This is a genomic window from Streptomyces sp. NPDC053673, from assembly GCF_055585225.1.
In genome coordinates this window covers 1-23827 of sequence record NZ_JBVJKN010000018.1, presented here as the reverse complement: position 1 = coordinate 23827, position 23827 = coordinate 1, and the positions used below count along the sequence as shown (strand labels likewise).

Below are 23827 nucleotides of genomic sequence, written 5' to 3'. Positions count from 1 at the left end.
ACCGCGGACGCCCGCGATGTGCCGCGCCGTCATCCGGACGCGCCGCGGGCGATCGCGGGCACCTGACGACGCATCCGGGGCAGCCCGGGCAGGTCTGTGCATGACCGCCCGGGCAGGCCCGTGGCTGGGTGCGCGGGCAGCTCTTGTGAGTTGCGTGCCTCGCTCGACCCGGTGGTCACGGGCAACGGAGACCGGCTGAGATGTGAGTCGTTCTCCGGATGCTGTGGGGTGTACGCACGCCTCGACGTGCTCCAGGAAGGCCTGGACGGTGCCGAGACCGGGCACGGCACGACGAACGTCGATGTCAACAACCCGTTGCGGGAGGCACTTTCGCGGTTCGCGGGGGACGATCCACTGCATCTGCGGGTCGGGCCCGACGAGTTCGCCGTGACCACGCTGGACGGGCCCGTGGTGGAGAAGAAGGTTCCGCTGCCGGACCGCTGGCTCCGCGGGTTCGCGGAGGCGCAGGTGGTCTCCACCGGCTTCGACCTGCGCGCCGAGCTGAGCGCCGCCGAGGCCGTGCGCTTCCTCCGCTCGCTGCCTCGCTCCTCGGGCAGCGCGTCACGCGGCGCGATGTGGGTCGTCCCGGCGGGCCGGACACTGCGGCCGACGACGCGGCCGGGGCCCGGGGCCGTCTGCCTGCCCGGGCCGGAGCGTCTGACGGCGTTGCAGCGGGTGCTGCGTCAGGCGACGGGCCTGCGGGTGTACGGGCCGCCGGCGGCCGGCGGTGCGGCCACGTCGAGTGCGTGGGAGGTGACGCTGCCCGGTATGAGGCTCACGCTCACCCTGTCGCCGGACGCGGCCAGAGGGTTCTCGGGCGAGGGCGGCGTGCTGGAAGCACTGGCCACGGACGAGGCCGCGGAGGACGCGGAGCTGATTTCGGTCCTGCTGGCCTGGGAGCCCCGGATCGACCCGGCGGACCTCGCCGAGCAGTCGGGGCTCAGCGTGGCGCGTGTACGTGCCGCCCTCATCCGGCTCGGCACCGCGGGCCGGGTGGGGTACGACCTCGCGGACGCGGCGTACTTCCACCGGGAGCTGCCGTACGACGCGGACCGCGCCGAGCGGCACAATCCGCGACTGGTCGCGGCCCGGGCCCTGGTCTCGGCGGGCGCGGTACGGATCGCGGGCGCGACGGCGACCGTGGCCTCGGGCGACCGGCGCTACCAGCTGCGGGACTCGGACGGCGTGCTCAGCTGCACGTGCACGTGGTGGGCCGACCACCGGGGCAGCCGCGGCCCGTGCAAACACGCCCTGGCCGTACGCATGACGAAGCGCGGCGCGCAGACCGCGGGAGGTGCGCGATGAAGGAGCTCCTGGACGCCGTCCGGAAGGGCCGGAAGCAGGACGTGCCGGGACTGGTGAAGACGATGACGGCGGCGGAACGCCGGGCGGCTGCCGTCGAGTTGAAGGACCTGCGCCGAGAGGTGCGTGGGTGGAACGGGGACTTGGACCGCTGGCGACAGCGTGACGCCGCCCAGTACGCCCTGCTCGTCGCGGGCGCCGGATGCCACACAGGCGCATCGGCCGCTGCCGCGTGGCTGGGTGCGCGGGAGCTCCGCAACTGGAGGCCGCTGCCGACCACTGTTCTGCTCGATATCCTCGCCGACCGGGATCCCGCCTGGCTCGGGGATCTGGCTCACCGGCTCGCGGACCGGGCGTCCACCCCAGGGGAGGACTATCCGCTGATCTCGGAGCTGGTCCGGATCGCGCAGTGTCCCGTGCCGACGACGGACGCTTTCGTGCACGGCTGGGCGGAGTCCCTGATATCGGCCCGGCCTTCGCACGCCTCACGGGCCACGCTCCCGCTGGCGTTGCGCAACGATCCGCATGCGCGGGTGCTGGTGCCCCGTCTGTTCGAGACGGTGGAGCCGACTCCGGTTCTCTCCTGGTACGAAGACCCGGAGGCACCGAACCACTGGCCGTCGGCGCTCGCACGGCTGGCGGAGGAAGGCGTGCTGGAACGCTCCGTGCTCGTCGACGGGTGCGTGGCGCGGCTGCTGCGCGGTGGCAGGCCGGGTCAGTTGCGGTTCTTCCTGATCCTGCTGAAGCGACTGGCGCTGACTCCGCAGGAGGAACTGGACCGTACGGCCGACTGGATCGCCATGGCCGCGGACGGGCCGTCGCCGCTTGCCGGTCATGCCCAGGAAGTCCTCGCCCGGCAGGCCGAGTCCGGTGAACTGCCGGTCGGGCAGCTCGCGGAGATGTCCGGCGCGGTGCTGTTCCGCACCGAGAAGAAGCTGGTCCGCGCCCAGCTGGTGCTGATCGGCAAGGTGCTGCGGCGCGAGCCGGCGGCAGCTGGTGAACTGCTGCCGGTGGTGGCCGAGGCGTTCGGGCACGAGGACACCGGAGTCCAGGAGCGTGCGCTCAAGCTGGTGGCCCGTCATCTGTCGAGCGGCGCGCGGAAGCGGGCGCGCGGCCGCCGGGCGGAGGACATGGACAACAGTCTGCGCAAGGAACTGGCCGACTACGCGGACCGGTTGAGTCCGGTGCACCGGACGCTCGCCGCCGAAGTGTTCGGCCAAGAGCTCCTGGGTGCCGAGGCCGTTCCGTACTACGAGGAGACCCTGCCACCGGCACCGGTCCCCCTGCGGATGGCTCCCGCGCCCGACACCGTCGCCGAGACCGTCGAGCTCGTGGCGGCGCTCCTCAAGTCGCGCTCCCTGTCCGTGCCGGAGTTCGAGCGGGCGCTCGACGGCCTCGTGCGGCATTCCTACCGGGACAGGGAAGCCCTGGCCGACGCGCTGCGCGCCGCGCTCGCCGGCAGCTGGTGGCCGGCGGACGCATCGGACAGGGACGCCTCGCCGCTGCCCTCCGCAGAGCAGCTCCACGGAATGGAGGTCGTCGCGGCCGCCGTGCTGGAGCGGGTGTCACTGCCGAGCCTGCGCGACGGGAGGGTCCGAGGCGGTTCCACCGCGGACTGCGCCCACCTCGCTCTGGATGCCGTGGTCCACGACCGGCTGTGGGAGGCCGCCCACCGGATCAGGCCCCGGCCGTTGCCGTTCCTCCTCGCCACACCGACCGAGGAGAACGGGACGCAGGACGCGGGCGAGCTCGTGGAGCGGCTGCTGTCGTATCAGCGGCTGTGCGCGGACCCGGCGTCCGGCGACTTCGCCCAGGCGCTGCTGCGCGTCCGCCGGGACGGAAGCGGCAGGGACGCCACCGCGGTTGCCGCGGCGGCGCTGGGCACCCGGGAGGGGGAGCGGCTCGCCGCCTGGCTCCGGGCGGACGGCGACGCGGCTCCGCTGCTGCGCCGTGTCCATGAGCCCGGACCGTCGTCCCAGCACCACTGGTGGGACCGCGCACGGGCCGCCGTACGGCACATCGTGCTGGAGACCCGGGAGCGGCTGGTTCTCCAGCACGAATTCCCGCAGCCGTTCCACCGGCTGGGGCGCCCTCACTCCGGGCAGGGCCGCTGCTGTCACTGGTCGGCGCTGGAATCCCAGTGGCTTGCGGTCATGCCCGAGGACCGCGACACGCTGGCCGCCTGGCTGCTGCCCGAGGTGACGGATTGCGCCACCTCCGAAGCGCGCGGCAATGCCCTGGTGTTGCCGCGGCTGGCCGAGTCCGGCGGCCCTGCCGGTGAGGCCCTGCACCTGGCGGTGGCCTGCGGGCTCGGGGCACGGCACGCCGAGGACCGGCTCTCTGCGGTGGACGCGTTGCTCGTGCTCGCGGCACGGGGCCAACTGGACGGCGGACGGCTGGGACGTGACGTTGCCGAGCTCGTCTCGCTGGGTACGGTCAAGCCCAACCGGCTGGCGGACGCGGTCCGTACGGCCGCCGCGACCGGTGCGTACGCGACGACGTGGTCGGTGCTGGGCGCGGCGCTTCCCGGTCTGCTGGAGGCGGGTCACCCACCGCGTGGCACCGGGGAGATACTGTCCGTGGCCGCCGACTGCCTGGAGCGGTGCAGGGCAGCCGAGGAGCCGGGCGGCGTACCGGAGCCGCGCGGGCTCGCCGCGCTGGCCGCGCGAGGCGGCTCCTCGCAGCTGGTCAACCAGGCCAACCGGCTGCTGACCGCGTTGCGTCACAGCCATGATCAATCCAGGACACAAATTGCAGAAAACAGCCGATAACCTGCTAGATCCACGCTTAACCAGTCAGTCACAAAGCGTTCGTGATCACGCAACACCCTTCGGTCACAGTGATTGCATGACTGAAGTGACTTCCGCGAAGAAGGCCCGCCGTCAGCACCACTGGCGGCGGGATCTGATCGAGCTGGCCGCCCTGTTCACCGCCGTCGCCGTCGCAGACGCCGTGGCGAACATGATCGCCCACGGTCCCGACGGCCCCTATCTGCTCGTCGTCTCCGCCGTCGCACTCATCGCCACGGCCACGTTCCACACATGGTGGGCGCGACGCCACAGCCATGCGCCCCCGACCGTCGATACCGGCGGTCCCGGAGCAGCCCGCTCCGGGACCGTCCCTACGTCAGGTGCCTCCGACCGGTCCGCCGCGGACGAGCCCGGCGCGCGCGAGAGCGCGACACTGTGGCGGATGCGCACGACCGTGCGGGACGCGCCCGGCAGTCTCGCGGCGCTGTGCACGGCCCTCGCCCGCCACCACGTCGACATCCTCACGCTCCAGACCCACCCCCTCGCGGACGGGACGGTCGACGAGTTCCTGCTGCGGGCACCCGCCACGCTGCAGGCGCAGCAGATCAGCCGGGAGGTGGCCGCCGCGGGCGGCAGCAGTACCTGGATCGAGCGCGCCGACGCGCATGACCTGGTGGACACCCCGACGCGCCTGCTCGGCCTCGCCACGCGGACCGCCCTGGACACGGCCGAACTTCCCCTCGCACTGCGCCAGTTGCTCGGCCGCTGCAGGATCCGTTCCCTGCCCGCCGAAACCCTCACGGGCCGGCCGACCGCTGGGCACGCGCCCGTCGAAGGTGTGCTCGACGAGACGGTGATACGGCTGCGCGACCCGAACGGCGGAACGATCACGGTCGAGCGGCCCTATCTGCCGTTCACACCGACCGAGTTCGCCCGGGCGCGCGCCCTGGTCGAGCTGGACGCCCGCCTCGGCCCGCGCATCCCGCGCAGCCAGGATGTGCTGACGCTCCCGGAGGGCAACGAGATCACCGTGCGCCGGGCCGACCCGAGCGACCTCGCCGCCGCCCGGGCGATGCACGACCGGTGCTCCGCACGCACCGTGGGCCTGCGCTACCACGGCCCGGTGGGTGACGCGGACCGCTATCTGAACCATCTGCTCAGCCCGCGGTTCGGCCGCACGCTCGCCGTTCAGACGGCCTCCGGCCGGATCGTCGCCCTCGGTCACCTGCTCTGGGACGGCGACGAGACCGAGGTGGCGCTCCTCATCGAGGACGAATGGCAGCGCCGCGGCATCGGCTCCGAGCTGCTGGGCCGGCTGGTCGGGATGGCCGTCGAGGCGGGATGCGAGAGCGTGTACGCCGTGACGCAGGCGTCCAACACGGGCATGGTCGCGGCCATGCGCGGGCTCGGCCTCCCGCTCGACTACCAGATAGAGGAAGGGACGCTCGTGATCACCGCCCGGCTGGACGCGACGCCCGTGCGCTCCCGGCTTCCGTACGAGCTGCCGCAGGCACTCCCCCACGAGCGGGGGCGCGGCGAGCACTGAGGGCTTCGCACAGATCGGCCCACAGATCCTCGACGTCCTCCAGCCCGACCGACATCCGCAGCAGCCTGTCGCTGACGCCCGCGGCGTGCCGGTCTCCTTCGGCCACGATCCGGTGGCTGATGGAGGCCGGGTGCTGGATGAGCGTGTCGACGCTGCCGAGGCTCACCGCGGGCGTGATCAGCCGGACACGGCCGATCACGTCGCGCGGGTCCCCGTGCACCTCGAAGGAGACCATCGCGCCGCCCACCGCCGGGTAGTGGACCTGGGCGACACGGGGGTCGGCGGCGAGCCGGCGGGCCAGCTCGGCGGCGGTCGTCGACGCGGCCCGTACCCGGACCGGGAGCGTGGACAGACCCCGCAGCAGGAGATAGCCGGCCATGGGGTGCAGCACTCCGCCGGTGGCGAAGCGCACCTGCCGCAGCGCGGCGGCGAACTCCTCGTCACAGGCGACGACGCCGCCCATCACATCGCCGTGCCCGCCCAGGTACTTGGTGGCGCTGTGCAGCACGATCCGCGCGCCCTGCTCCACGGGCCGCTGCAGGACGGGGGTGGCGAAGGTGTTGTCGACGAGGAGCGGCACGGAGCCGCAGGAGTGGGCGAGCGCCCTGATGTCGGTCTCGGACAGCGTCGGGTTGGCGGGTGTCTCGACCATGACCAGCCCGGTGTCCGGCCGGATCGCGGCCGCCACTCCCGCCGGGTCGGTCCAGGTCACCTCGGTGCCGAGCAGCCCGCCGTCCAGGAGGTGGTCGCTGCATCCGTACAGCGGCCGGACCGCCACCACGTGGCGCAGCCCCATCGAGGCCCTGACCAGGAGCACCGCGGTGAGGGCCGCCATGCCGCTGGCGAAGGCCACGGCGCTCGCGGTCCCTTCGAGCCGGGCCAGCGCCGTCTCGAAGCGGGCCGTCGTGGGATTGTCGAGCCGGGCGTAGACCGGCGGACCCTCCAGCCGGCCGCCGGTCGCGGCGAAGGCGTCGATGCGCGCGGCCTCCGCCGCGACGTCGTGCGACGGGTAGGTGGTCGACAGGTCGATCGGTACGGCATGCAGGCCGAGCTCCACGAGATCCTCGCGGCCGGCGTGCACGGCTTCGGTGGCAAGCGCCCTGGTTGCGGGCATGGGGGCGATCGAGGCGGGGTAGTCCATGGCCCGGCACTCTGAACAATTACCGGCGAGTAGCGAGATTGCACCGTGTTACGTTCGGGCCATGGCTGAATCTGTCGCTCTTGACCCGGTGGATTTGCACATACTGCGCGTTCTGCAGAACGACGCCCGGACGACCTACCGGGAGGTTGCCGCGGAGGTGGGTGTCGCTCCGTCGACGTGTCTGGACCGGGTGGCCCGGATGCGCCGCAGTGGCGTGATCCTCGGCCATCAGCTCCGACTGGATCCAGCCAAACTTGGCAGGGGTCTTGAAGCGCTGCTCTCGGTCCAGGTACGCCCGCACCGCAGGGAGCTGATCGGGCCGTTCGTGGAGCGGGTGCGGGCACTGCCCGAGTCACGTGCGCTGTTCCATCTGACGGGCCCCGACGACTATCTGGTGCATGTGGCCGTGGCTGACACGGCGGATCTGCAGCGGCTGGTGCTGGACGAGTTCACCTCGCGGCGCGAAGTCGCCCGTGTGGAGACCCGGCTGATCTTCCAGCACTGGGACTGCGGTCCGTTGCTGCCACCGCGTCAGGAGCCCGCCGGGCATGCTCATTTGTCAGCCGACTGACGCCATCTGAGATCGTTCGGTGGTGACGGCGGCACCTCGGTCGTATCAGGATGAGCACATGCCAGAGACACCGAGCAGCGCGCTGCCCCGCCAGGTCGCCGACGCCTACGTCGACGCACTCATCGACCTCGATCCGATCACCGGTACCTACCTGGGAGTCCCGGCGAGCGCGAGCCGCCTCCCCGACTTCTCCCCGGCCGGCCAGGAGGCCGTGGCCGATCTCGCCCGTGCGACGCTCGTACAGCTCGACAAGGCAGAGAAGCAGCCCGGCGCCGGGTCGGACGCGGAGCGGCGCTGCGGGCGCCTCCTGCGCGAGCGGCTCACGGCCGAACTGGCCGTGCACGAGGCCGAGGAGGGGCTGCGCACCGTCAGCAATCTGCGCTCCCCCGCCCACGCTGTGCGCACTGTGTTCACCGTGATGCCCACCGGGTCGAAGGAGGATTGGGCGGCGGTCGCGGAGCGGCTGCGTGCGGTCCCGGCCGCTCTGGAGGGCTACCGCGCGTCGCTGGCGCTGGGTCTTGAACGCAAGCTGGCGGCCGGTCCGCGAGCCACGGCGTCGTTCATCACCCAGCTCGGCGACTGGTCGGGCGCGACGGCCGCGGACGGACGCGCCTGGTTCGAGGAGTTCGTCACGGCAGGGCCGGACGAACTGCGCGCCGAACTCGACAACGCCGCACACGTGGCCACGGAGTCCGTCGTCGCACTCCGCGACTGGATGAGCGAGGTCTACGCGCCGGCGGTGGAGGGCGCCCCCGACACGGTGGGCCGCGAGCGGTACGCCCGCTGGGTGCGCTACTTCAACGGTACGGAGCTCGACCTCGACGAGGCGTATGCCTACGGCTGGGCCGAATACCACCGGCTGCTCGGTGAGATGAAGGCCGAAGCGGACAAGATCCTTCCCGGCTCCGGGCCCTGGGAGGCGCTGGCCCACCTCGACGAGCACGGCACCCACATCGAGGGCGTCGAAGAAGTCCGTGTGTGGCTGCAGAAGTTGATGGACGAGGCGATCGAGGCGATCGACGGCACCCACTTCGAACTCGCCGAGCGGGTCCGCGTGGTCGAGTCCCGTATCGCCCCTCCCGGCGGCGCCGCCGCCCCGTACTACACCGGCCCCTCCGAAGACTTCTCGCGGCCCGGCCGGACCTGGCTGCCGACCATGGGCGAGACCCGCTTCCCGGTGTACGACCTGGTCTCCACCTGGTACCACGAGGGTGTGCCGGGCCACCATCTGCAGATCGCGCAGTGGGCGCACGTCGCCGACCAGCTCTCCCGTTACCAGGCGACCGTCGGCGGAGTCAGCGCCAACGCGGAGGGCTGGGCGCTGTACGCGGAGCGGCTCATGGACGAACTGGGCTTCCTGCCCGACCCGGAGCGCCGGCTCGGCTATCTGGACGCACAGATGATGCGGGCCTGCCGGGTCATCGTGGACATCGGCATGCACCTGGAGCTGGAGATCCCGGCCGACTCCCCGTTCCACCCCGGGGAGCGATGGACCCCGGATCTGGCCGAGGAGTTCTTCGGCCGGCACAGCGGACGGCCCGCGGACTTCGTCGAGAGCGAACTGACCCGCTATCTGTCCATGCCCGCCCAGGCCATCGGCTACAAGCTGGGCGAGCGGGCCTGGCTGCTGGGCCGCGAGAACGCGCGGGCGGCGCACGGTGACGCCTTCGACGCGAAGGCCTGGCACATGGCGGCGCTGTCGCAGGGGCCGCTGGGCCTCGACGATCTCGTGGACGAGCTGTCCAAGCTCTGAGGTTCCTCGTTCCGCGGCGTGTCCTCAGGCACGCCGCGGTTCCGGCTCTCGCACGCGCCGCGGGTGCTCAGCTCGTGCGAGCCGGGACATGAGCGCGCTGCCCCGTGCGCGGCAGCGCTGCTCATGAACGCCTGAAGCCGCCCCTGGGTCGATGACCTGGCCCGTGATCCACTCGGCCCGCAGTCGAGTTACTGCGTGACGTCGCTGAATGACGCGCCCACCCGGCGGACTGCCAGGAGCGCCGCGCCGATGTCCGCCACCGCTCGCGGATCGGACAGGGAGCGGCCCGCCAACTCCTCGACGCGGCGCAGCCGGTAGCGGACGGTGTTGGGGTGGACGAAGAGACTCCGCGCCGCGTCCGTGGCGGAGCCGGCGGCGGCGTACCAGTGCTCCAGGGTCTCCAGGAGACGGGAACGCTCCGCGGCCGGGAGATCGAGCAGGGGCTGGAGGACCACCTCCACGAGGTGCGCCGCCTCGGCCGGGGCGGCGGCGACGACCATGGCCAGCGGATTGTCGTCGAACCGCGCGACGCCGGGGCCGGTGCCCTGGAGGCCGGCCAGAGCCAGCCGGGCGAAGCGCAGCGCCTGGGGGGTGTCCCGCAGCGAGTGAAAGCACGGACTGACACCTACGCGGGCGCCCGCGCGGCGCAGGATGCGCAGGCAGGTGCTCTCCGCCGTCGCCGTGGGCAGGGCGGCCAGACCGATCTGCTGGTCGGGCAGCAGCCGCCAGGCGAAATGAACCTGGGCCTGACGCAACGCCGCTTCCGTCCCCGCCAGCGGCTCCTCACCGGGAGCGTCGGCCGCCGCCGCGGCGACCACGTAGGGCCCGCGGTCGGGCAGCCCCAGCTCGCGGGCGGCCTCCCACAGCGTGCGGTCGGCGATGACGCCGGTGAACAGCGCCTCCACCAGTGCCGAGCGGCGCGCCTGACGCCGCGAGGTCAGCTCGGCGGTCGTCTCCCGGTAGGCCGCCGCCACCGCCTCCGCGTAGCGGCCGAACAGGGCCCAGAACTCCGCGGACCGGGACACCAGTTGGGTGTCGGTGACCTCGGGATGGGTGCGTGCCTCGGCGAGGATGTCCGTCCACAGGAGTTCGAAGCCGATCCGGTACGCGTGCAGGGTGTCCGCCAGCGGCACGCCCTGCTCGGCGCGGAGGCGGCCGGTCTCCCGGGCCGGGCTCGGGTCCTGCGCGCGCGCACGGCTGAGCTGGTGCAGGAGCAGGTCCGCGTTGGCGGTGCACGAGCGGCGCAGCGAGTCGAAGGGGATCAGCGATTCGTCCTTGTAGGCATCGACGTCCGAGCGGATGCGCTGCGCCATCCGCTCGCCCAGTTCCGGCAGCCTCGCCTGAAGCGCCGAGACCACCCCTGAAAAGTTCATTCCCGCAGCGTAACGCCCCTGTTTTGTCCCCGGTAACAATCCGGGAGGGCAGACGCTGTCATGCCACACATAGGCCGTCGCCGCGGAGATCTGCACGATGTCGTCAACGTGAACAGCGGATTTCGACGGCGACGTTCGTGGAGGCGGCCATGGCCAATCTGGCGGAGTTCCTGGTGGAGACGGCACGGCGACAGCCGGAACGCCCCGCGCTGCGACTGGGGGGCCAGGTCATCAGTTACGCGGAGCTCGACGAGCGCAGCGCCCGCGCCGCCGCGCTGCTGCGGGCTGAGGGCGTACGGCCGGGAGACCGGGTCGCACTGATGCTGCCCAACGTTCCCGAGTTCGTCGTCCTGTACTACGGCGTGCTGCGCGCCGGAGCGGTCGTCGTGCCGATGAACCCGCTGCTGAAGACCCGGGAGACCGAGTACCACCTGCGCGACTCGGGCGCCAAGACGCTCTTCGAGTGGTACCAGGCCCCCGGCGAGGGCGCGCAGGGCGCGGCCGCCGCCGGAGTGCGGCACATGGCCGTCGAGCCCGCCGGCTTCGCGGGCCTGCTGGCCGGTCACGAGCCGCTGTCGGAGGTGAGCCAGCCGGACGGCGAGGACGTGGCCGTGCTGCTGTACACCTCCGGCACCACCGGCCGCCCCAAGGGCGCCACGCTCACCCACGCCGGGCTGCGGCACAACACCGAGGTCAACGCGGTCGATGTGCAGCGGATGACGGCGCAGGACGTGGTCGTGGGCTGTCTGCCGCTGTTCCACATCTTCGGCCAGATCTGCACGATGAGCGTGACCGTCCGCGCCGGTGCCTCGCTCACCCTGATCCCCCGCTTCGACCCGCAAACCGTGCTGGACGCCATCGCCCGCGACCGGGCGACGATCTTCGAGGGCGTACCGACCATGTACGCGGCGCTGCTCCAGCACCCGTCGGAGGCCGACGTGTCCACGCTGCGGATGTGCGTCTCCGGCGGAGCCTCGCTGCCGGTGGAGATCCTGCACGGCTTCGAGCGGCGCTTCGGCTGTGTGGTGCTGGAGGGCTTCGGCATGTCCGAGACGAGTCCGGTGGTCACCTTCAACCACCCTGACCGGCCGCGCAAGGCCGGGTCCATCGGCACCCCGATCAAGGACGTGGAGGTGCGACTCCTCGACGACCAGGGCCAGGACGTGGCTCCCGGCGAGATCGGCGAACTGGCCGTCCGCGGGCCGAACGTGATGAAGGGGTACTGGAACCGCCCGGAGGAGACGGCGGCCGCCATCCCGGATGGCTGGCTGCGCAGCGGCGACCTCGCGCGCCAGGACGAGGACGGCTACCTGTACATCGTCGACCGCAAGAAGGACATGATCATCCGCGGCGGCTACAACGTCTACCCGCGCGAGATCGAGGAGGTGCTCCACGAGCACCCGGCCGTTGCGCTGGCCGCGGTGGTGGGCGTGGCCGACGCGCATCTGGGCGAGGAGATCGCGGCCGCGGTGGTGCTGCGCCCGACGGCACAGGCCACGCCCGACGAGCTCCGGCAGTTCGTCAAGGAGCGGGTGGCGGCGTACAAGTACCCGCGCGAGGTGTGGCTCGTGGACACGCTGCCGACCGGCCCCAGCGGCAAGATCCTCAAAAGGGAGATCAGCGCGCCGGCCGGGTGAGTCGAAGTGGGTGACTCAGCCGGGTGACGAGCAGCAACGCCGACGCGTTCCCGGGTTCTCGACGGCTCCCCGGCATACGGCGGCAACAGGCAACTGGGCAGAGCCGTTACGCCTGTTCGGGTACCAGTGCCCTCCCCTGACCACATCGTACTGCTCCCTTCGCCGGCAGCAGCAGCTAAGAGAGGACCCGCGCCTCACCGAGCCGTCCGCGCACGACGACGACCTGCGCGTGATCGCCTAGGTCCTGTCCGGGCGATCTTCGAGGACCAGGCCGCGGCGTCAGATGCATGGGGTCTCCCCAGGCCCGGAGGGCCGAGGGGACGCATCGCAAGGCGGTGGGGGCACCTCCCAGCGGTAGCTGGGGGAGATCGCCCTCGTACGGGACGTACTTGGGCGACTCCGACAACGCAGCGAGGTGCCGTAGCCGGCGTCGCGGCCCCGACAAGATCGCCCGGACAGGGCCTAGCTGATGGACGAGGACCTCATCAGCGCCGACCAGGTCTCCGAGCAGATCAGCCTCCATGACGTCCGCGAGGCCCGTCCGGGAGCCGAAACGGCCATCGACCGCGGCCGCGACAGGTTCGGGCCCGGGCGGCATCGGACCCGCCGCCGTCTTCCGCCGCGTCTGCCGGCCGCCGGCCGCTCGTGGAGGTGGAACTCCTTGACTCTTGATCCGCCCGGGATGCTCCTGGTGTGGCCGCAAGGGCTGCCGCACTGACCGTATCTCCAGGCCGTTGACGAGGTCCGGGTCCGCCGCGGTATCCCGCCGGGAACTGTCCGCTGCGACTACGCCTGGCCTTCCGGGCCGGGACGCGGGCAGGAGAACGGGCATGCTCCCAGCGGATCCGGGCAGGGTTGTGCCCCTGTTTCTCAGCCCGTGAGGGATCCCACACACGGGCCACCCGCTGGCGCGTGGACGCCAGGAGAGTTATCGTCGAGAGGTAGAATGACCGGTCTTCCTACCTCTGGTGCAATGGCCTCTCGGCCGTCACGGTCGGGACTGCCTCCATGCAGAGAACTGCTGGTAGGCCCCGGCGCACGTCGAAGAGAGATCAAAAAGTTCCCATGAAAGCAACCCGCGCCCCGGCTTGGCCGGGGCCTCGCACAGGGCCACTGTTTCGCGCGGTCCTGCTGGGATCAGCCGTCCGATCGGATGACCGGACCGCGTTCAGCAGGGTCTTGTGGGCGGCCGTCGAGTCGTCCAGGTAGCCGGCGGCCATCGCGCCGTCGTACAGCATCAGCAGCGCACCGGCGGCCGACTCCGGGTCGGCGTGGCCAAGCCGGGTGAGCAGATCCTGGAAAAGGGCGCGGATCCAGTCCCGGTGGGACGCCACCAGGCCACGGACAGGATGGTCGGCGTCCGGGTATTCGGCGGCCGCGTTCAGGAACGGCGAGCCGCGAAATCCGCGCTCGCGGGCGTGCTCGGCGATCGCCTCGAAGATCAGGTCGATCGCTTCCGCGGGCGGGTGCCCTGCGGCCAGTGGTTCGGCCACCTCCTTGTAGTAGGCGTCCTTGGTCAGCAGGTAGGCCACGACCAGGTCGTCCTTGGAGGCGAAGTGACGGTAGAAGGTCGCCTTCGTCACCCCGGCCTCGGCGATAAGCCGCTCCACGCCGATCGCGCGGACGCCCTCGTAGTAAAACAGCCGGGACGCGGCCCGGACCAGGCGTTCGCGGGGCGGTAGTTCTCCCTCGGTCTTGGTCTCTTGACGCATGGCGTCGGTGCTCTTCTGCCCAGTGCTGCTCACTTCCCCATTGTGCCCTCGGCCCTGCCTTGAGCGGCCTCCACCCCCGTACGGCCCCACCCATAGGGCTTTCCTCCCCCTGCCCCGTACGGCCCGCAGCAGCGTGGCCGTTCATCGAAAGGTTTGAACCCATGAATCGTCGTCTTGAAGGAACCGTCGCCCTGGTCACCGGAGCCTCCAGCGGTATCGGCCACGCCACCGCGTTGGAGCTTGCCCGCGAGGGCGCCTCCGTGGCCCTGGTCGGCCGGCGTGAGGACCGGCTCACCGACCTCGCCGCCGAAATCTCCAACGCCGGCGGCAAGGCCCTGGTCGTGCCCGCCGACATCACCACCGCCCAGGCCGCCACGGAAGCGGTCGAGCGGACCGTCGAGAACCTGGGCCGCCTGGACACGCTGGTCAACAACGCCGGCCTCATGCTGCTCGGGCCCGCCCCCGGTGCGGACCTGAACGACTGGCGGCGCATGATCGACATCAACCTCATGGGCCTGATGTACACCGCCCACGCGGCCGTCCCCCACCTGATCAAGGCCGCCGCCGAACAGCCGCGTCAGGTCGCCGACATCGTCAACATCGGCTCGCTCGCCGGCCGCAACGCCTACGCCATGTCCGCCGTGTACAGCGCCACCAAGTTCGGCGTCGGTGCCTTCAGCGAGGCCCTGCGTCAGGAACTGGCACGCCAGCACGTCCGCGTGTCCGTCATCGAGCCCGGCAGCGTCGACACCGAACTGCGCACGCACAACCCCGACGTCATCCAGCAGCACATCGTCGCCGCCCTCGGCGACATCGAGCGGCTGCAGAGCCAGGACATCGCCGACACCGTCGGATACATCGTCACCCGCCCCCGGCACATGGCCGTCGCCGAGCTGCTCGTACGCCCCACCGAGCAGGCCTGAACACCAAGCCCGTGGCCAACTCCGAGACAAGCAGGGAGTCATGATGACGGTCGGCACCCCTGTCGCAGCAGCCAACACCATCGTCCGTGTCTGCCTGCTGCTGGCCACTGCCATCGCGCTCGGAGACGGCCTGCAGCAACTGGCGCAGGGAGGCCCAGCGGGCGCGGCGGACGCGGACAACACGCGCCGCTTCCTGGCAGGCGTCTACATCGGCTGGGCACCCCTGTTCGCCTGGGCGGCGGCAACGATCCGCCGGCAGGGAGTACTCGTCTACTTCCTGGCAGTCCCGATCCTCCTCGGAGGCGTCGGGCGGCTGGTCTCCTTCGCCCAGGACGGCATGCCCAGCCCGGCGGGAGGCTTCCTCGCCTCCGCCTTCCTGGAGTTCATCCTCCCGATCGTCATCCTCTGGGCGCACTCCACCGCACTCAGATCCAGACGAGTGCCGGTCGCCGCCTGAGGCACCGATCCCGGGCGGCAGATCGGTATGAGGCAAGGTGCGTCGAAGTGGGCCTCGGGCCGCTGGGGCGGCTCAACAGGTCGCCCCTCAGCGGCCCTGCAGACGGACGCTGCACGCCGTACTCCTCGCCGACGAGGAGTTCGTCTTGGTCGCCCCCGACCCGAATGCGCAGTTGGCCGACAAAGGAGACGTGGGGAAACGTGAGACAGAAGAAGATTCTGGCGGTGGTGACCAATCCATGTGGGACTTTCCCGACAGTGCTGACTTGCAGCGAACGGCCCAGGCCATCTACGCCGGCGGCGGCATCGTCTCCTCCGTCTGCCATGGCGCCTGCGCCCTCATCAACCTCCAAGACGCCGACGGGAACCCGCTCGTACAGAACCGCACCGTCACAGGCTTCGCGACGGTCGAGGAAAGACTGGCCGGCGTGAAGAGCAGGGTGCCGTTCCTTCTGGAGGACGAATTGCGCGCGAAGGGAGCCAAGTATCTGCGCTCCACTGTCCCGATGATGCCGCATGCCGTGCGTGACGGCCGCCTGATCACGGGCCAGAACCCGGTGTCCACCAAGGCCGTCAGCGACTTGGTTCTCGGTGCCTTGTATCTGCGGGCCGCCGCCCGATCAACCGGGCTCTAGGAGACCGCGGCATGTGGCTGCCGAGGCGCACCGGATCCTGGACGCCCACCACATCGGCAGAATCGTCCTGTTCAACCCCGACACCGCGTAACGCCGACGCGCCGTCGCGCACGAAGTGACGCCTGAGTGGTGCGCGCCGGAAGCGGCCCGAGAAGCACAGTCGGCGCGCTCGTCCCGAAGACGCCGACGAGCAGGTTGGCAAGCAGCAGTCCGCCGACGTCGTGCGCGGAGCCTTGGATTCCGGGGCCGAGCTGTGTCTCCGGCGCTGAACGCCGCGATGGCGAACTTGCCCCGGTTCCGGCGGCATTGGCACATCATCATCGTGATCCCAAGTGGCATCCCGCCCGCCATTGATCGCCTCAGTCTCGGCCTCGCCGGAGGCACGCCGTGGAAGCGTAACGAGGCCGAGCACTCCCTCGACTCGGCTGAACCACCCCGTTCCCCCAGAGGGCTTCGACCACGAGGGAAGAGGGGGTCATGGGCGCGGTCTGCGGGCGTGGAGGACGAAGGCCGGGGGTGTGTTGCGCCATATGGTGCGGCTGGGGACGACTTCTTCGAAGCGGTTGGCCAGCAGCTCGCGGAACCGACGGGCGGGGGTGAGGGGAACGGCGTGGAGGTAGGTGAACGCGGTGAAGGCACCCGCCGGGGCGAGCACCGCGGCTGCCGCGTCCATGAGCTGGTGTCGGGTGGCGGAGGGAAAGAGTGCCCAAGGCAGGCCGCTGACCACAACGTCGGCGCTCTCGATGCCGCGCTCATCCAGCAGGTGGCGCAGGTGCACGGCGTCGCGCTGGATCACCTCCGCCCCCGGGTGGCGGTGGCGCAGGCGCTGGGCGAGGACTGGATCGATCTCGACGGCCAGGTGGCGGCCGCGGCCGCCGAGCCGGCGCTGGATCTCGGCGGTGAACGGTCCGGTGCCGGCACCTAGTTCCACCACGACGGGCTCGCCGCGTTCGGGCACCGGGGCGCAGACCGCCTCGGCCAGGTGCCGCGAGCTGGGCGCGATGGCCCCCATGCGGGCCGGTGAGCGCACCCACTGCCGCAGGAACAGGGTGTAGTCGCTGGGCTCCTGCGAAGGCTTGCAGAGACGGCAGTGCCGGGCTGTGCGGTGCGCGGTGCTGGTGGTCATGTAGATGCCCTTGTCGGGGAGTGCGGAGGGTCGATCGTGTCGGCGTGAAGGGGCAATGTGCGGTGGGGTCCCGTGGGCGCGGGCTGACAGAAAGACCGGTCGTTCTACCTTCCGAACGATAGCTCCCCCCGGCGCCCTCGCGCCACTCGTCAACCCGATTGAGAGGTCCCTCACCCGTCCACCACCGGCGCAGAAGACCCAGTGGTGCCGCAAGCCCGAAGAACAGCGCGACGCTGCCGCTGCTCTATGTGCGCGACCCGCCCTCCGGCAGCTTTGTGCCCGCGCTGGAGCAGTTTCCTGGCGGTTCGGCCGGGCTGTCGCCGGCCGAGGTCGCCCTTCTGACGACGAGCAGCGGAAGGCCGACCAAGCCGCGCTCTTGACCGCGACCTCACGGAGGTCGACTACGTGTGTGGGTCGCCGACATGCACCTCAACGTCCACCTGGAAGAGGCCAAAGCCTGCGTACTCGTCCTTGTCGGCGTACGCGCGCGGACGGCACCAAGGAGCTGGTCGCGCTCAGGAACGGCTACCGCGAATCGGGCGAGTCCTGGGCAGAGGGCGGACTTGCTGCGCGACTGTGCCCGCCGGGCATGCAGGCCCCGGTCCTCGCAGTCGGCGATGAGGCTCTCGGCTTCTGGAAGGCCCTGGGCGAGGTCTTCCTCCCGACATCAAAGGTGCTGGGTTCGAAAGACAGCCAACGTGCTCAACACTTCACCGAAGTCGGCCCGGCCCGGCACTCGCAATGCGCTTCACGGCATCCACAACGCCGAGGGCCGCGACGTTGCGCACCAGGCGATCAAGACGTTCGCCTGGCTCTACGGCGCGAAGTCCCCCAGGGCGGTCAAGAAGATCACCGACGACGAGGCCGAGCTGCCGGCGCTCTACAGCTTCCCCGCCGAACACTGATCCGTCTGCGGACGGCCAACCGCATCGAGTCCACCTTCACCACCGTCCGCCTGCGTACGAAGGCCACTCGGGGGAGGCCTGGTCGGCGCGTCAGTCACAGCTCGACCGCTCGACTGCTCGACTGCTCGACTGCTCGACTGCTCGACAGAACAACACCTGCGCACATCAGCGCGGGAATACGACCGTCAGCAGGCGGAAGAGCTCGGCGCGCTCTTCGTCGGACAGTTTGTCCAGGCCTGTCTGCGTCTGCTCCATCCGCTCGCGGATCGTGTCGATCGCCTTCTGGCCCGCCTCAGTGAGGGCGACGTTCTTCACGCGACGGTCGGTGGTGCTGACTTCGCGGTGGACCAGGTCGCGCTTTTCGAGTCGGTCGATGATCCCGGTCATGTTCGACGCGTCACAGGCGAGGGTGGTCGCGAGCGAGCGCATCGAGGCAGGCGCGCGTCGCAGCACCGTGAGGGTCTTTGCCTGGCTGGAGGTAAGGCCCATGTCGGCGGCCGCGGCCGTGAAGTCGGCGTAGTGCGTACTGACCGAATGAGCGAGCAGCTCCATGAGCTGCGTCTTGGACGGGATGGGTGGCATGCGTCGAGAGTACCGCCCAAAGCTTGAGCACCTCAACCTTTGACATCTACCGGCGCCATATTGTTTGATGCCTTCAAGCATCGAGTACCTCAATGGTTTGACTCCTCCACCATCGATGCTTCCGCCCTTCGGGCAACCACAGCCTTCCACCGGAAAGAAGACCGTGAAGTCCTCCCTTGCCACCGCGCCGGAACGCCGCACCGGCAGCCTCAGCCTCGTCCTGGTGCTGGGCCTCGCCGCCATGGTCGTGTCGATGATGCAGACCCTGGTCATCCCGATCCTCGGCATCATCCAGAACGACCTCGGCGCCACCACAGCCCAGGTCAGCTGGGTCACCACCGCCACGCTGCTGTCAGCCGCGGTCTTCACGCCGCTGCTGGGCCGCCTCGGCGACCAGCGCGGCACGAAGCCGACTCTGCTCGGCGTGCTGGTGGTGATGGTCGCCGGATCCGTGCTTGCCGCGACCACGAGTTCGATGCCGTGGCTCATCGTGGCCCGCGTGATGCAGGGCGCCGCCACCGCGATCTTCCCGCTCGCGCTGTCCGTGCTGCGCCAGGAGGTCGCACCTGCGCGGCTGCCCGGCGCAATGGCCCTGGTCAGCGGGACGCTCGGGTTCGGCAGCGGCCTCGCCCTGGTGAGCGCCGGCCTGCTGACCACCGGTGCCAACCCCGACTATCACCAGGTCTTCTGGCTGGCCGCCGTGCTCGCCGTCGCCGCCCTGATCGCGGTTGCGGTCGTCGTCCCCGCGCCGCGCACCCGGACGGGCGGGCGCACCGACTGGCCCGGCGCCGCAGGCCTCGCCCTGCTGCTCGTGCTGATCCTGCTGCCCATCTCGCAGGGTCACGCCTGGGGCTGGACCTCGGCCCGCACCCTCGCCCTGTTCGCCGGCGCCGCCGTCACGGCGGTCCTCTGGGTCGCCGTCGAACGCAGGGTCCGCGACCCCCTGGTCGACATGAAGATGTTCGTCCACCGGCCGGTGCTGTTGACCAACGTCGCCGGACTGCTCGTCGGATTCGCCATGTTCGCGCAGTTCATCGGCGTCTCCTACCTCGTCCAGACGCCCTCCGAGATCGCCGGCTACGGCTTCGGCGCCTCCGTCCTGCGCGCCTCCGTCGTCTACCTGCTGCCCTCCGCCCTCGTCTCGCTTGTGGCCGCCCAGTTCGGAGGCATGCTGGTACGCCGCATCGGTGCGCGTCTCACCCTCGCCGCCGGCGCCGTCTTCGGCGTCGTCGGGTTCGCCTGGCTGACCCTCGCCCACGACACCACCGCATCGGTGATCCTGGCCGGCATGGTCGTCGGCGTTGCCATCAGCTTCGGCTACGCCGCGATGCCCGCCCTGATCGTGGCCGGCGTTCCCCACCAGCAGACCGGCATCGCCAACGGCATCAACTCCATCTCCCGCTCCACCGGCAGCGCGATCGGCAGCGCGGTCGTCACCTCGCTGCTCGCCTCCCAGACGATCGACAACCTGCCCCCCGGGGTACCCGCGCTGCCCGCCGAAAGCCAGTACACCCTGAGCTTCGCCCTCGCCGGTATGGCGTTCGTGCTGGTCATCGGCGTGGCCATGGTCGGCCTGGCGATCCGCCGCGGGTCCCCCTCGCCCGCCACCGGCACCCCCGCCCCGTCGGGCGACGGCGAAACCACGCCCCGACGCACGGCCGTCACGGTCTGACCGCACCACCTGCACGGCCGCGGCTTTCCTTCCCTCGGCTGCCGACCGGCTTTCCCTCCCAACCGAACAGGACACGACTGTGACCGACACCAAGGCAGCCTTCACCCTCGACGACACCTTCACCACCGCCGAAGCCACCGCGCTAGGGCGTGTTGCGAAAGTAGCGCCGTCCGCCCGGAGGGCGGGGTCCGCGGCGTCCGGTGCGTGCGATCGCAAGGCGGTGGGGGCACCTCCCAGGCGCAGCTCTGGGGGAGATCGTCCTCGTGCTGGACGTACGTGGATGAGTCCGACAACGCAGCGTGGGGGCACACCTCCCGTGCCCGAAGGGCTACGGGGGAGTGCGTGCCAGGCGTCGCGGGCCAGGCGGGACTTTCGCAACACGCCCTAGTGGACCGGCTGCACGCCACGTTCCGCACCGGCCGCACCGAGCCCCTGGCCTGGCGCCGGAAACAACTCACCCGCCTGCGCGACCTGCTCACCGACAACCGCGCGGCGATAGCCGACGCCCTCTACGCCGACTTGCGCGAGAACCGCGCCGAGGCCGACGCCATGGAGATCGAAACCACGATCGTCGAGATCGACGACTATCTGGAGCACCTGGAGGAGTGGACCGCCCCGCAGCCCGCCCCCGTGACAATGCGCGGAGTCCCTGGCAGCACCGCCCGCACCCAGTTCGACCCCCTGGGTGTCGCCCTCGTCATCTCGGCGTGGAACTACCCGATCAATCTGCTCCTGGTGCCCGTCGCGGGCGCGCTCGCCGCCGGGAACGCGGTCGTCATCAAGCCCGCCGAATACGCCGTCCACACCTCGGCACTGCTGGCCGAGCTCCTGCCCGCGTATCTCGACACCGACGCGACCGCGGTCGTCGAGGGCGGCGCTCCGGAGACCACCGTGCTGCTGGAGCAGCACTTCGACCACATCTTCTACACCGGCAACGGCACCGTCGGCCGCATCGTGATGACCGCCGCCGCGAAGAACCTCACCCCCCTCGTCCTCGAACTCGGCGGCAAGTCACCGGTGTTCGTGGACCGGGACACCGACATCACCACGGTCGCGCAGCGCCTGGCGCAGACGAAGTTCGCCAACGCCGGACAGACCTGCGTCGCCCCCGACTACGTCCTGACCGACCCGGACACCGCTACCGAACTGCAGGCGGCCCTGGTCGTCGCGATCAAGGGGCTGTTCGGTGAGGACCCGCAGACCTCCGACGCCTACGGACGGATCGTCAACGAGCGGCACTTCGACCGGCTGACCGCGCTGCTGGGCTCCGGCCGCACCGTCACCGGCGGGCAGACCGACGGCGCGGACACGTACGTCGCCCCGACCGTGCTGGCCGATGTCCGGCCCGACGAGCCCGTGATGCAGGAGGAGATCTTCGGCCCCATCCTGCCGATCATGACCGTGGCGGACCTGGACGAGGCGATCACGTTCATCACCGAGCGCGACACCGCTCGCCCTGTACGCCTTCACCGAGAACAACACCACCAAGCCCCGCCTCGCCACCGAGACCTCCTCGGGCGGCCTCAACTTCGGCCTGCCGATGCCCCACCTCGCCGTGCGCCTCGTCGTGGACCGGCGTCGACATCACGCCCCAACGGCGGGGCCAGTTCCCTGCTGGTCTCCATGCTCTGGACGGGCGTGATCGCTGCGACATCTCGGGGGTCGTACGCCTCCGCTATCCGAACGGCAACTACAAGCCGTTCCACGATCTGCTCGCCACGACGCCCGAGATCCTCGAGGCCCACCATGTGACCGGCGACGACTGCTTCGTGCTGAAGGTCGCCGCCCGGTCGATGAGGCATCTGGAAGAGGTCTCCGGGAAGGTCGGCGCGCTCGGTTCGGTGACGACGAGCGTCGTGTACTCGTCGCCTCTGCCGCGGCGGGCCGTCACCCGCTGATGCCCGGCCCACCCCGCGGGCGCGACGCGGGCCGGCAGGGCGGTGCTCACCGCCACCGGGCCGCCCGGCAGGCCGTCTCCTGGCACACTGTGCCCACCGAAGATGCCCGTGGGGGAGGGGACGTCATGACGATTCCGCTGGTCGTCAGCCGGATACTCGGGGACCAGCCCTTCGCGGAGATCGGCAGGCCCGAGTGGGCGGTGGCCGACATGACGCACGGTTGCGTGATCGCGGCGGGCGCTCTCGGCCATGTCGACTGGCGCGGCCGCGGCTCGTGGAAGAGCTACCGGATCGGGGTGTACGAGGCGACGGACCTGCGCCCCCGTCACATCATTGCCTCCCGGTACTCGGTGTGCGCGATCGCCGTCCACCCGTCGCTGCCGCTCGCGGCGATCGGGACCGGACGGTACGACGGGACCTGGGACTACGAGGGGCAACTCCTCCTGCTGAATCTGGAGACCGGCCAGGTCACCGACCTGCTGAGCAAGTCCCGTCAGGTGCGGCATCTGCGCTGGCTGGACGACGGCAGGCTGGCGATGCTGATCTCGCCCGAGGACAAGGACGGGGGTTTCCGCAAGGGCTTCGAGTTGGCCGTCGACGCGGCGGACTGGCTGTCCGCCCCCGCCGGCCTGGTCGACCCCTCGGCCGTACGCCATCCCAGGGTCGAGAGCGGCCTGCTCCACGATCCGCACGCGGAGGAGATCCTGCGGGACCTCGCCGGAACCGTGGGGGCGGGCTGGGAGCGACGGGAGGGCGTCCGCGCCGTCGCCGCGCTGCGGGACGGCCGGGTGCTCTCGACCGGCCGGTTCACGGACCTCGAATGCCGGCTTCCCTCCGGTGCGTTGCAGTGGTCGCTGCCCGCCGAGGGAGAGGGGAGCGTACAGCTCGAGGTGTCCCCCGGCGAGGAGTCGGCCTGGGTGAGCCACCGGGGATTTCGTCGCGATCCCGCGACCGGTGAGCTTCACGCCCGCGCGCCGCTGGTCCACCGGGTGGCCACGGCGACGGGCGACCGCGTCGGCACCGTCGAGCTCGGGTTCGGGGCCGTGTTGGCGTCGAACGCGGAGGGCTGGGTTGCGCTTCGGGACCCGGGAACGCCACCGGAGCGGGAGGAATGGCCGATCGTGCTGCTGGCGCCCACCCACCAGGAGCAGGCTCGTCTGATGCTCCCCTGGCGGAGGTCGGGCGCCCCGGCGCTGCGCATCCGTCACAGTGAGCGGCTGATCTACCTCGACTGTCGGCGGCCGCCGGACGACGGCGAGTGGATCTGCGCGATCGAGCCTCCGGGCGCCCACGGCCCGGCGCGCCTCATTCCGCTGTTCCCGCTGCGGTGGGACCCAGCTTCGGACATCAACCCCTGGTCGGGTCCGGGAATCGAGCTGACGGACGAATCGGGCACTGCTCTGGTCCACGCGGGACGGACTGTCAAGAAGGACGCGACGTACCGTGACTCCCGCGAGGGCACCTGCGTCGTACGCCGCCACATCCCGGACGGAACGGCCGCCTGGGTGCACACCTCGGACCTCCCCCTGGCCGACCTGGACGGCGACCGGGAGACGGTCTACGTCGCCTACCGCACCGGCGAGGTCGAAGCCCTCGACCCGGCGACGGGCACCGTGCGCTGGCGGCACCAACTGCTCGCGCACGGCCACGCGGTGACACCGCTGTGCGTCACCTACGACGCGGAACGGCGAAGACTGCTCGTGGGGACGGTGGACGGGCGGATCCTGGACTGCTTGGTGGAAGACGGCAGCTAGTGCCGCGACCGGCAATGTTTGCCCGTCGAGGAGCGTCGTCCGGTGCGTGCCATCGCAAGGCGGCCGGAAGTCCTTGTAGCGGAGCTACCAG

16 protein-coding genes and 4 pseudogenes are annotated in these 23827 nt (G+C 70.8%); 15 read left to right on the top strand and 5 right to left on the bottom strand.

Annotated elements, in window-relative coordinates; genetic code table 11:
* Window positions 1-150: 150 nt before the first annotated feature.
* The 3 genes and pseudogenes from ACZ6ZQ_RS24155 to ACZ6ZQ_RS24145 all read left to right on the top strand — a co-directional run.
* Window positions 151-1305: pseudogene (locus tag ACZ6ZQ_RS24155) on the top strand (SWIM zinc finger family protein); the annotation flags it as partial.
* Complete coding sequence (locus ACZ6ZQ_RS24150; RefSeq protein WP_469770578.1) at window positions 1302-4073, top strand: DUF6493 family protein; 2772 nt, start codon at window positions 1302-1304, stop codon at window positions 4071-4073. The pseudogene ACZ6ZQ_RS24155 and the gene ACZ6ZQ_RS24150, both read left to right, overlap by 4 nt.
* Before the next feature lie 76 nt (window positions 4074-4149).
* Window positions 4150-5598 (top strand): GNAT family N-acetyltransferase, encoded by a 1449-nt coding sequence (locus ACZ6ZQ_RS24145; RefSeq protein WP_469770577.1) that lies wholly within the window; start codon window positions 4150-4152, stop codon window positions 5596-5598.
* Here ACZ6ZQ_RS24145 and ACZ6ZQ_RS24140 read toward each other — a convergent pair.
* Window positions 5504-6739 carry a trans-sulfuration enzyme family protein gene (locus tag ACZ6ZQ_RS24140; protein WP_469770576.1) on the bottom strand — a complete coding sequence of 412 codons (1236 nt, stop codon included), beginning with the start codon at window positions 6737-6739 and terminating at the stop codon, window positions 5504-5506. The genes ACZ6ZQ_RS24145 and ACZ6ZQ_RS24140 overlap by 95 nt on opposite strands.
* Window positions 6740-6800: 61 nt before the next feature.
* Here ACZ6ZQ_RS24140 and ACZ6ZQ_RS24135 point away from each other — a divergent pair, with 61 nt between their 5' ends.
* Together ACZ6ZQ_RS24135 and ACZ6ZQ_RS24130 are read left to right on the top strand one after the other, a co-directional pair.
* Window positions 6801-7310, top strand: a complete 510-nt coding sequence (locus tag ACZ6ZQ_RS24135) for an Lrp/AsnC family transcriptional regulator (protein WP_469770575.1) — start codon at window positions 6801-6803, stop codon at window positions 7308-7310.
* Window positions 7311-7368: 58 nt separating this feature from the next.
* Window positions 7369-9063 (top strand): DUF885 domain-containing protein, encoded by a 1695-nt coding sequence (locus ACZ6ZQ_RS24130; protein WP_469770574.1) that lies wholly within the window; start codon window positions 7369-7371, stop codon window positions 9061-9063.
* 188 nt (window positions 9064-9251) lie between these two features.
* Here ACZ6ZQ_RS24130 and ACZ6ZQ_RS24125 read toward each other — a convergent pair whose 3' ends face one another.
* On the bottom strand, window positions 9252-10436 hold the full coding sequence (locus ACZ6ZQ_RS24125; protein ID WP_469770573.1) for a PucR family transcriptional regulator: 1185 nt from the start codon (window positions 10434-10436) through the stop codon (window positions 9252-9254).
* A 149-nt stretch (window positions 10437-10585) separates the two neighbouring features.
* On the opposite strand from ACZ6ZQ_RS24125, the gene ACZ6ZQ_RS24120 reads away from it, so the two are divergent.
* Together ACZ6ZQ_RS24120 and ACZ6ZQ_RS24115 are read left to right on the top strand one after the other, a co-directional pair.
* Window positions 10586-12073: a long-chain-fatty-acid--CoA ligase gene (locus ACZ6ZQ_RS24120; RefSeq protein WP_469770572.1), complete on the top strand. Its 1488-nt coding sequence runs from the start codon at window positions 10586-10588 to the stop codon at window positions 12071-12073.
* 469 nt (window positions 12074-12542) lie between these two features.
* A complete protein-coding gene (locus tag ACZ6ZQ_RS24115; RefSeq protein WP_469770571.1) occupies window positions 12543-12791 on the top strand; it encodes a hypothetical protein in 249 nt (82 codons plus the stop codon).
* A 334-nt stretch (window positions 12792-13125) separates the two neighbouring features.
* Here ACZ6ZQ_RS24115 and ACZ6ZQ_RS24110 read toward each other — a convergent pair whose 3' ends face one another.
* Window positions 13126-13818, bottom strand: a complete 693-nt coding sequence (locus ACZ6ZQ_RS24110; protein ID WP_469770570.1) for a TetR/AcrR family transcriptional regulator — start codon at window positions 13816-13818, stop codon at window positions 13126-13128.
* Between the two features lie 128 nt (window positions 13819-13946).
* On the opposite strand from ACZ6ZQ_RS24110, the gene ACZ6ZQ_RS24105 reads away from it, so the two are divergent.
* The 3 genes from ACZ6ZQ_RS24105 to ACZ6ZQ_RS24095 all read left to right on the top strand — a co-directional run bounded on the left by ACZ6ZQ_RS24105 (window position 13947) and on the right by ACZ6ZQ_RS24095 (window position 15799).
* Window positions 13947-14708, top strand: coding sequence for an SDR family NAD(P)-dependent oxidoreductase (locus ACZ6ZQ_RS24105; protein WP_469770569.1), 762 nt, complete (start codon window positions 13947-13949; stop codon window positions 14706-14708).
* Window positions 14709-14748: 40 nt separating this feature from the next.
* Window positions 14749-15165, top strand: coding sequence for a DUF4345 domain-containing protein (locus ACZ6ZQ_RS24100; protein WP_469770568.1), 417 nt, complete (start codon window positions 14749-14751; stop codon window positions 15163-15165).
* Window positions 15166-15310: 145 nt separating this feature from the next.
* Window positions 15311-15799 (top strand): type 1 glutamine amidotransferase domain-containing protein, encoded by a 489-nt coding sequence (locus tag ACZ6ZQ_RS24095; protein ID WP_469770567.1) that lies wholly within the window; start codon window positions 15311-15313, stop codon window positions 15797-15799.
* A gap of 475 nt (window positions 15800-16274) precedes the next feature.
* On the opposite strand, the gene ACZ6ZQ_RS24090 is transcribed toward ACZ6ZQ_RS24095, so the two are convergent.
* On the bottom strand, window positions 16275-16925 hold the full coding sequence (locus ACZ6ZQ_RS24090) for a class I SAM-dependent methyltransferase (protein ID WP_469770566.1): 651 nt from the start codon (window positions 16923-16925) through the stop codon (window positions 16275-16277).
* A 202-nt stretch (window positions 16926-17127) separates the two neighbouring features.
* On the opposite strand from ACZ6ZQ_RS24090, the pseudogene ACZ6ZQ_RS24085 reads away from it, so the two are divergent.
* Window positions 17128-18039, top strand: a pseudogene (locus ACZ6ZQ_RS24085) (transposase); the annotation flags it as partial.
* Here the strand turns inward: ACZ6ZQ_RS24085 and ACZ6ZQ_RS24080 are convergent.
* Window positions 17996-18412 (bottom strand): MarR family winged helix-turn-helix transcriptional regulator, encoded by a 417-nt coding sequence (locus tag ACZ6ZQ_RS24080; protein ID WP_469770565.1) that lies wholly within the window; start codon window positions 18410-18412, stop codon window positions 17996-17998. The pseudogene ACZ6ZQ_RS24085 and the gene ACZ6ZQ_RS24080 sit on opposite strands and share 44 nt — an antisense overlap.
* A 115-nt stretch (window positions 18413-18527) precedes the next feature.
* Between ACZ6ZQ_RS24080 and ACZ6ZQ_RS24075 the strand changes: the two genes are divergently transcribed.
* From ACZ6ZQ_RS24075 to ACZ6ZQ_RS24060, 4 genes and pseudogenes are all read left to right on the top strand, one after another.
* Window positions 18528-20084 (top strand): MFS transporter, encoded by a 1557-nt coding sequence (locus ACZ6ZQ_RS24075; protein ID WP_469770564.1) that lies wholly within the window; start codon window positions 18528-18530, stop codon window positions 20082-20084.
* 342 nt (window positions 20085-20426) lie between these two features.
* A pseudogene (locus tag ACZ6ZQ_RS24070) lies at window positions 20427-21642 on the top strand (aldehyde dehydrogenase family protein); the annotation flags it as partial.
* Between the two features lie 94 nt (window positions 21643-21736).
* A pseudogene (locus ACZ6ZQ_RS24065) lies at window positions 21737-21982 on the top strand (Lrp/AsnC ligand binding domain-containing protein); the annotation flags it as partial.
* Window positions 21983-22107: 125 nt separating this feature from the next.
* Complete coding sequence (locus ACZ6ZQ_RS24060; protein ID WP_469770563.1) at window positions 22108-23736, top strand: hypothetical protein; 1629 nt, start codon at window positions 22108-22110, stop codon at window positions 23734-23736.
* Window positions 23737-23827 lie beyond the last annotated feature (91 nt).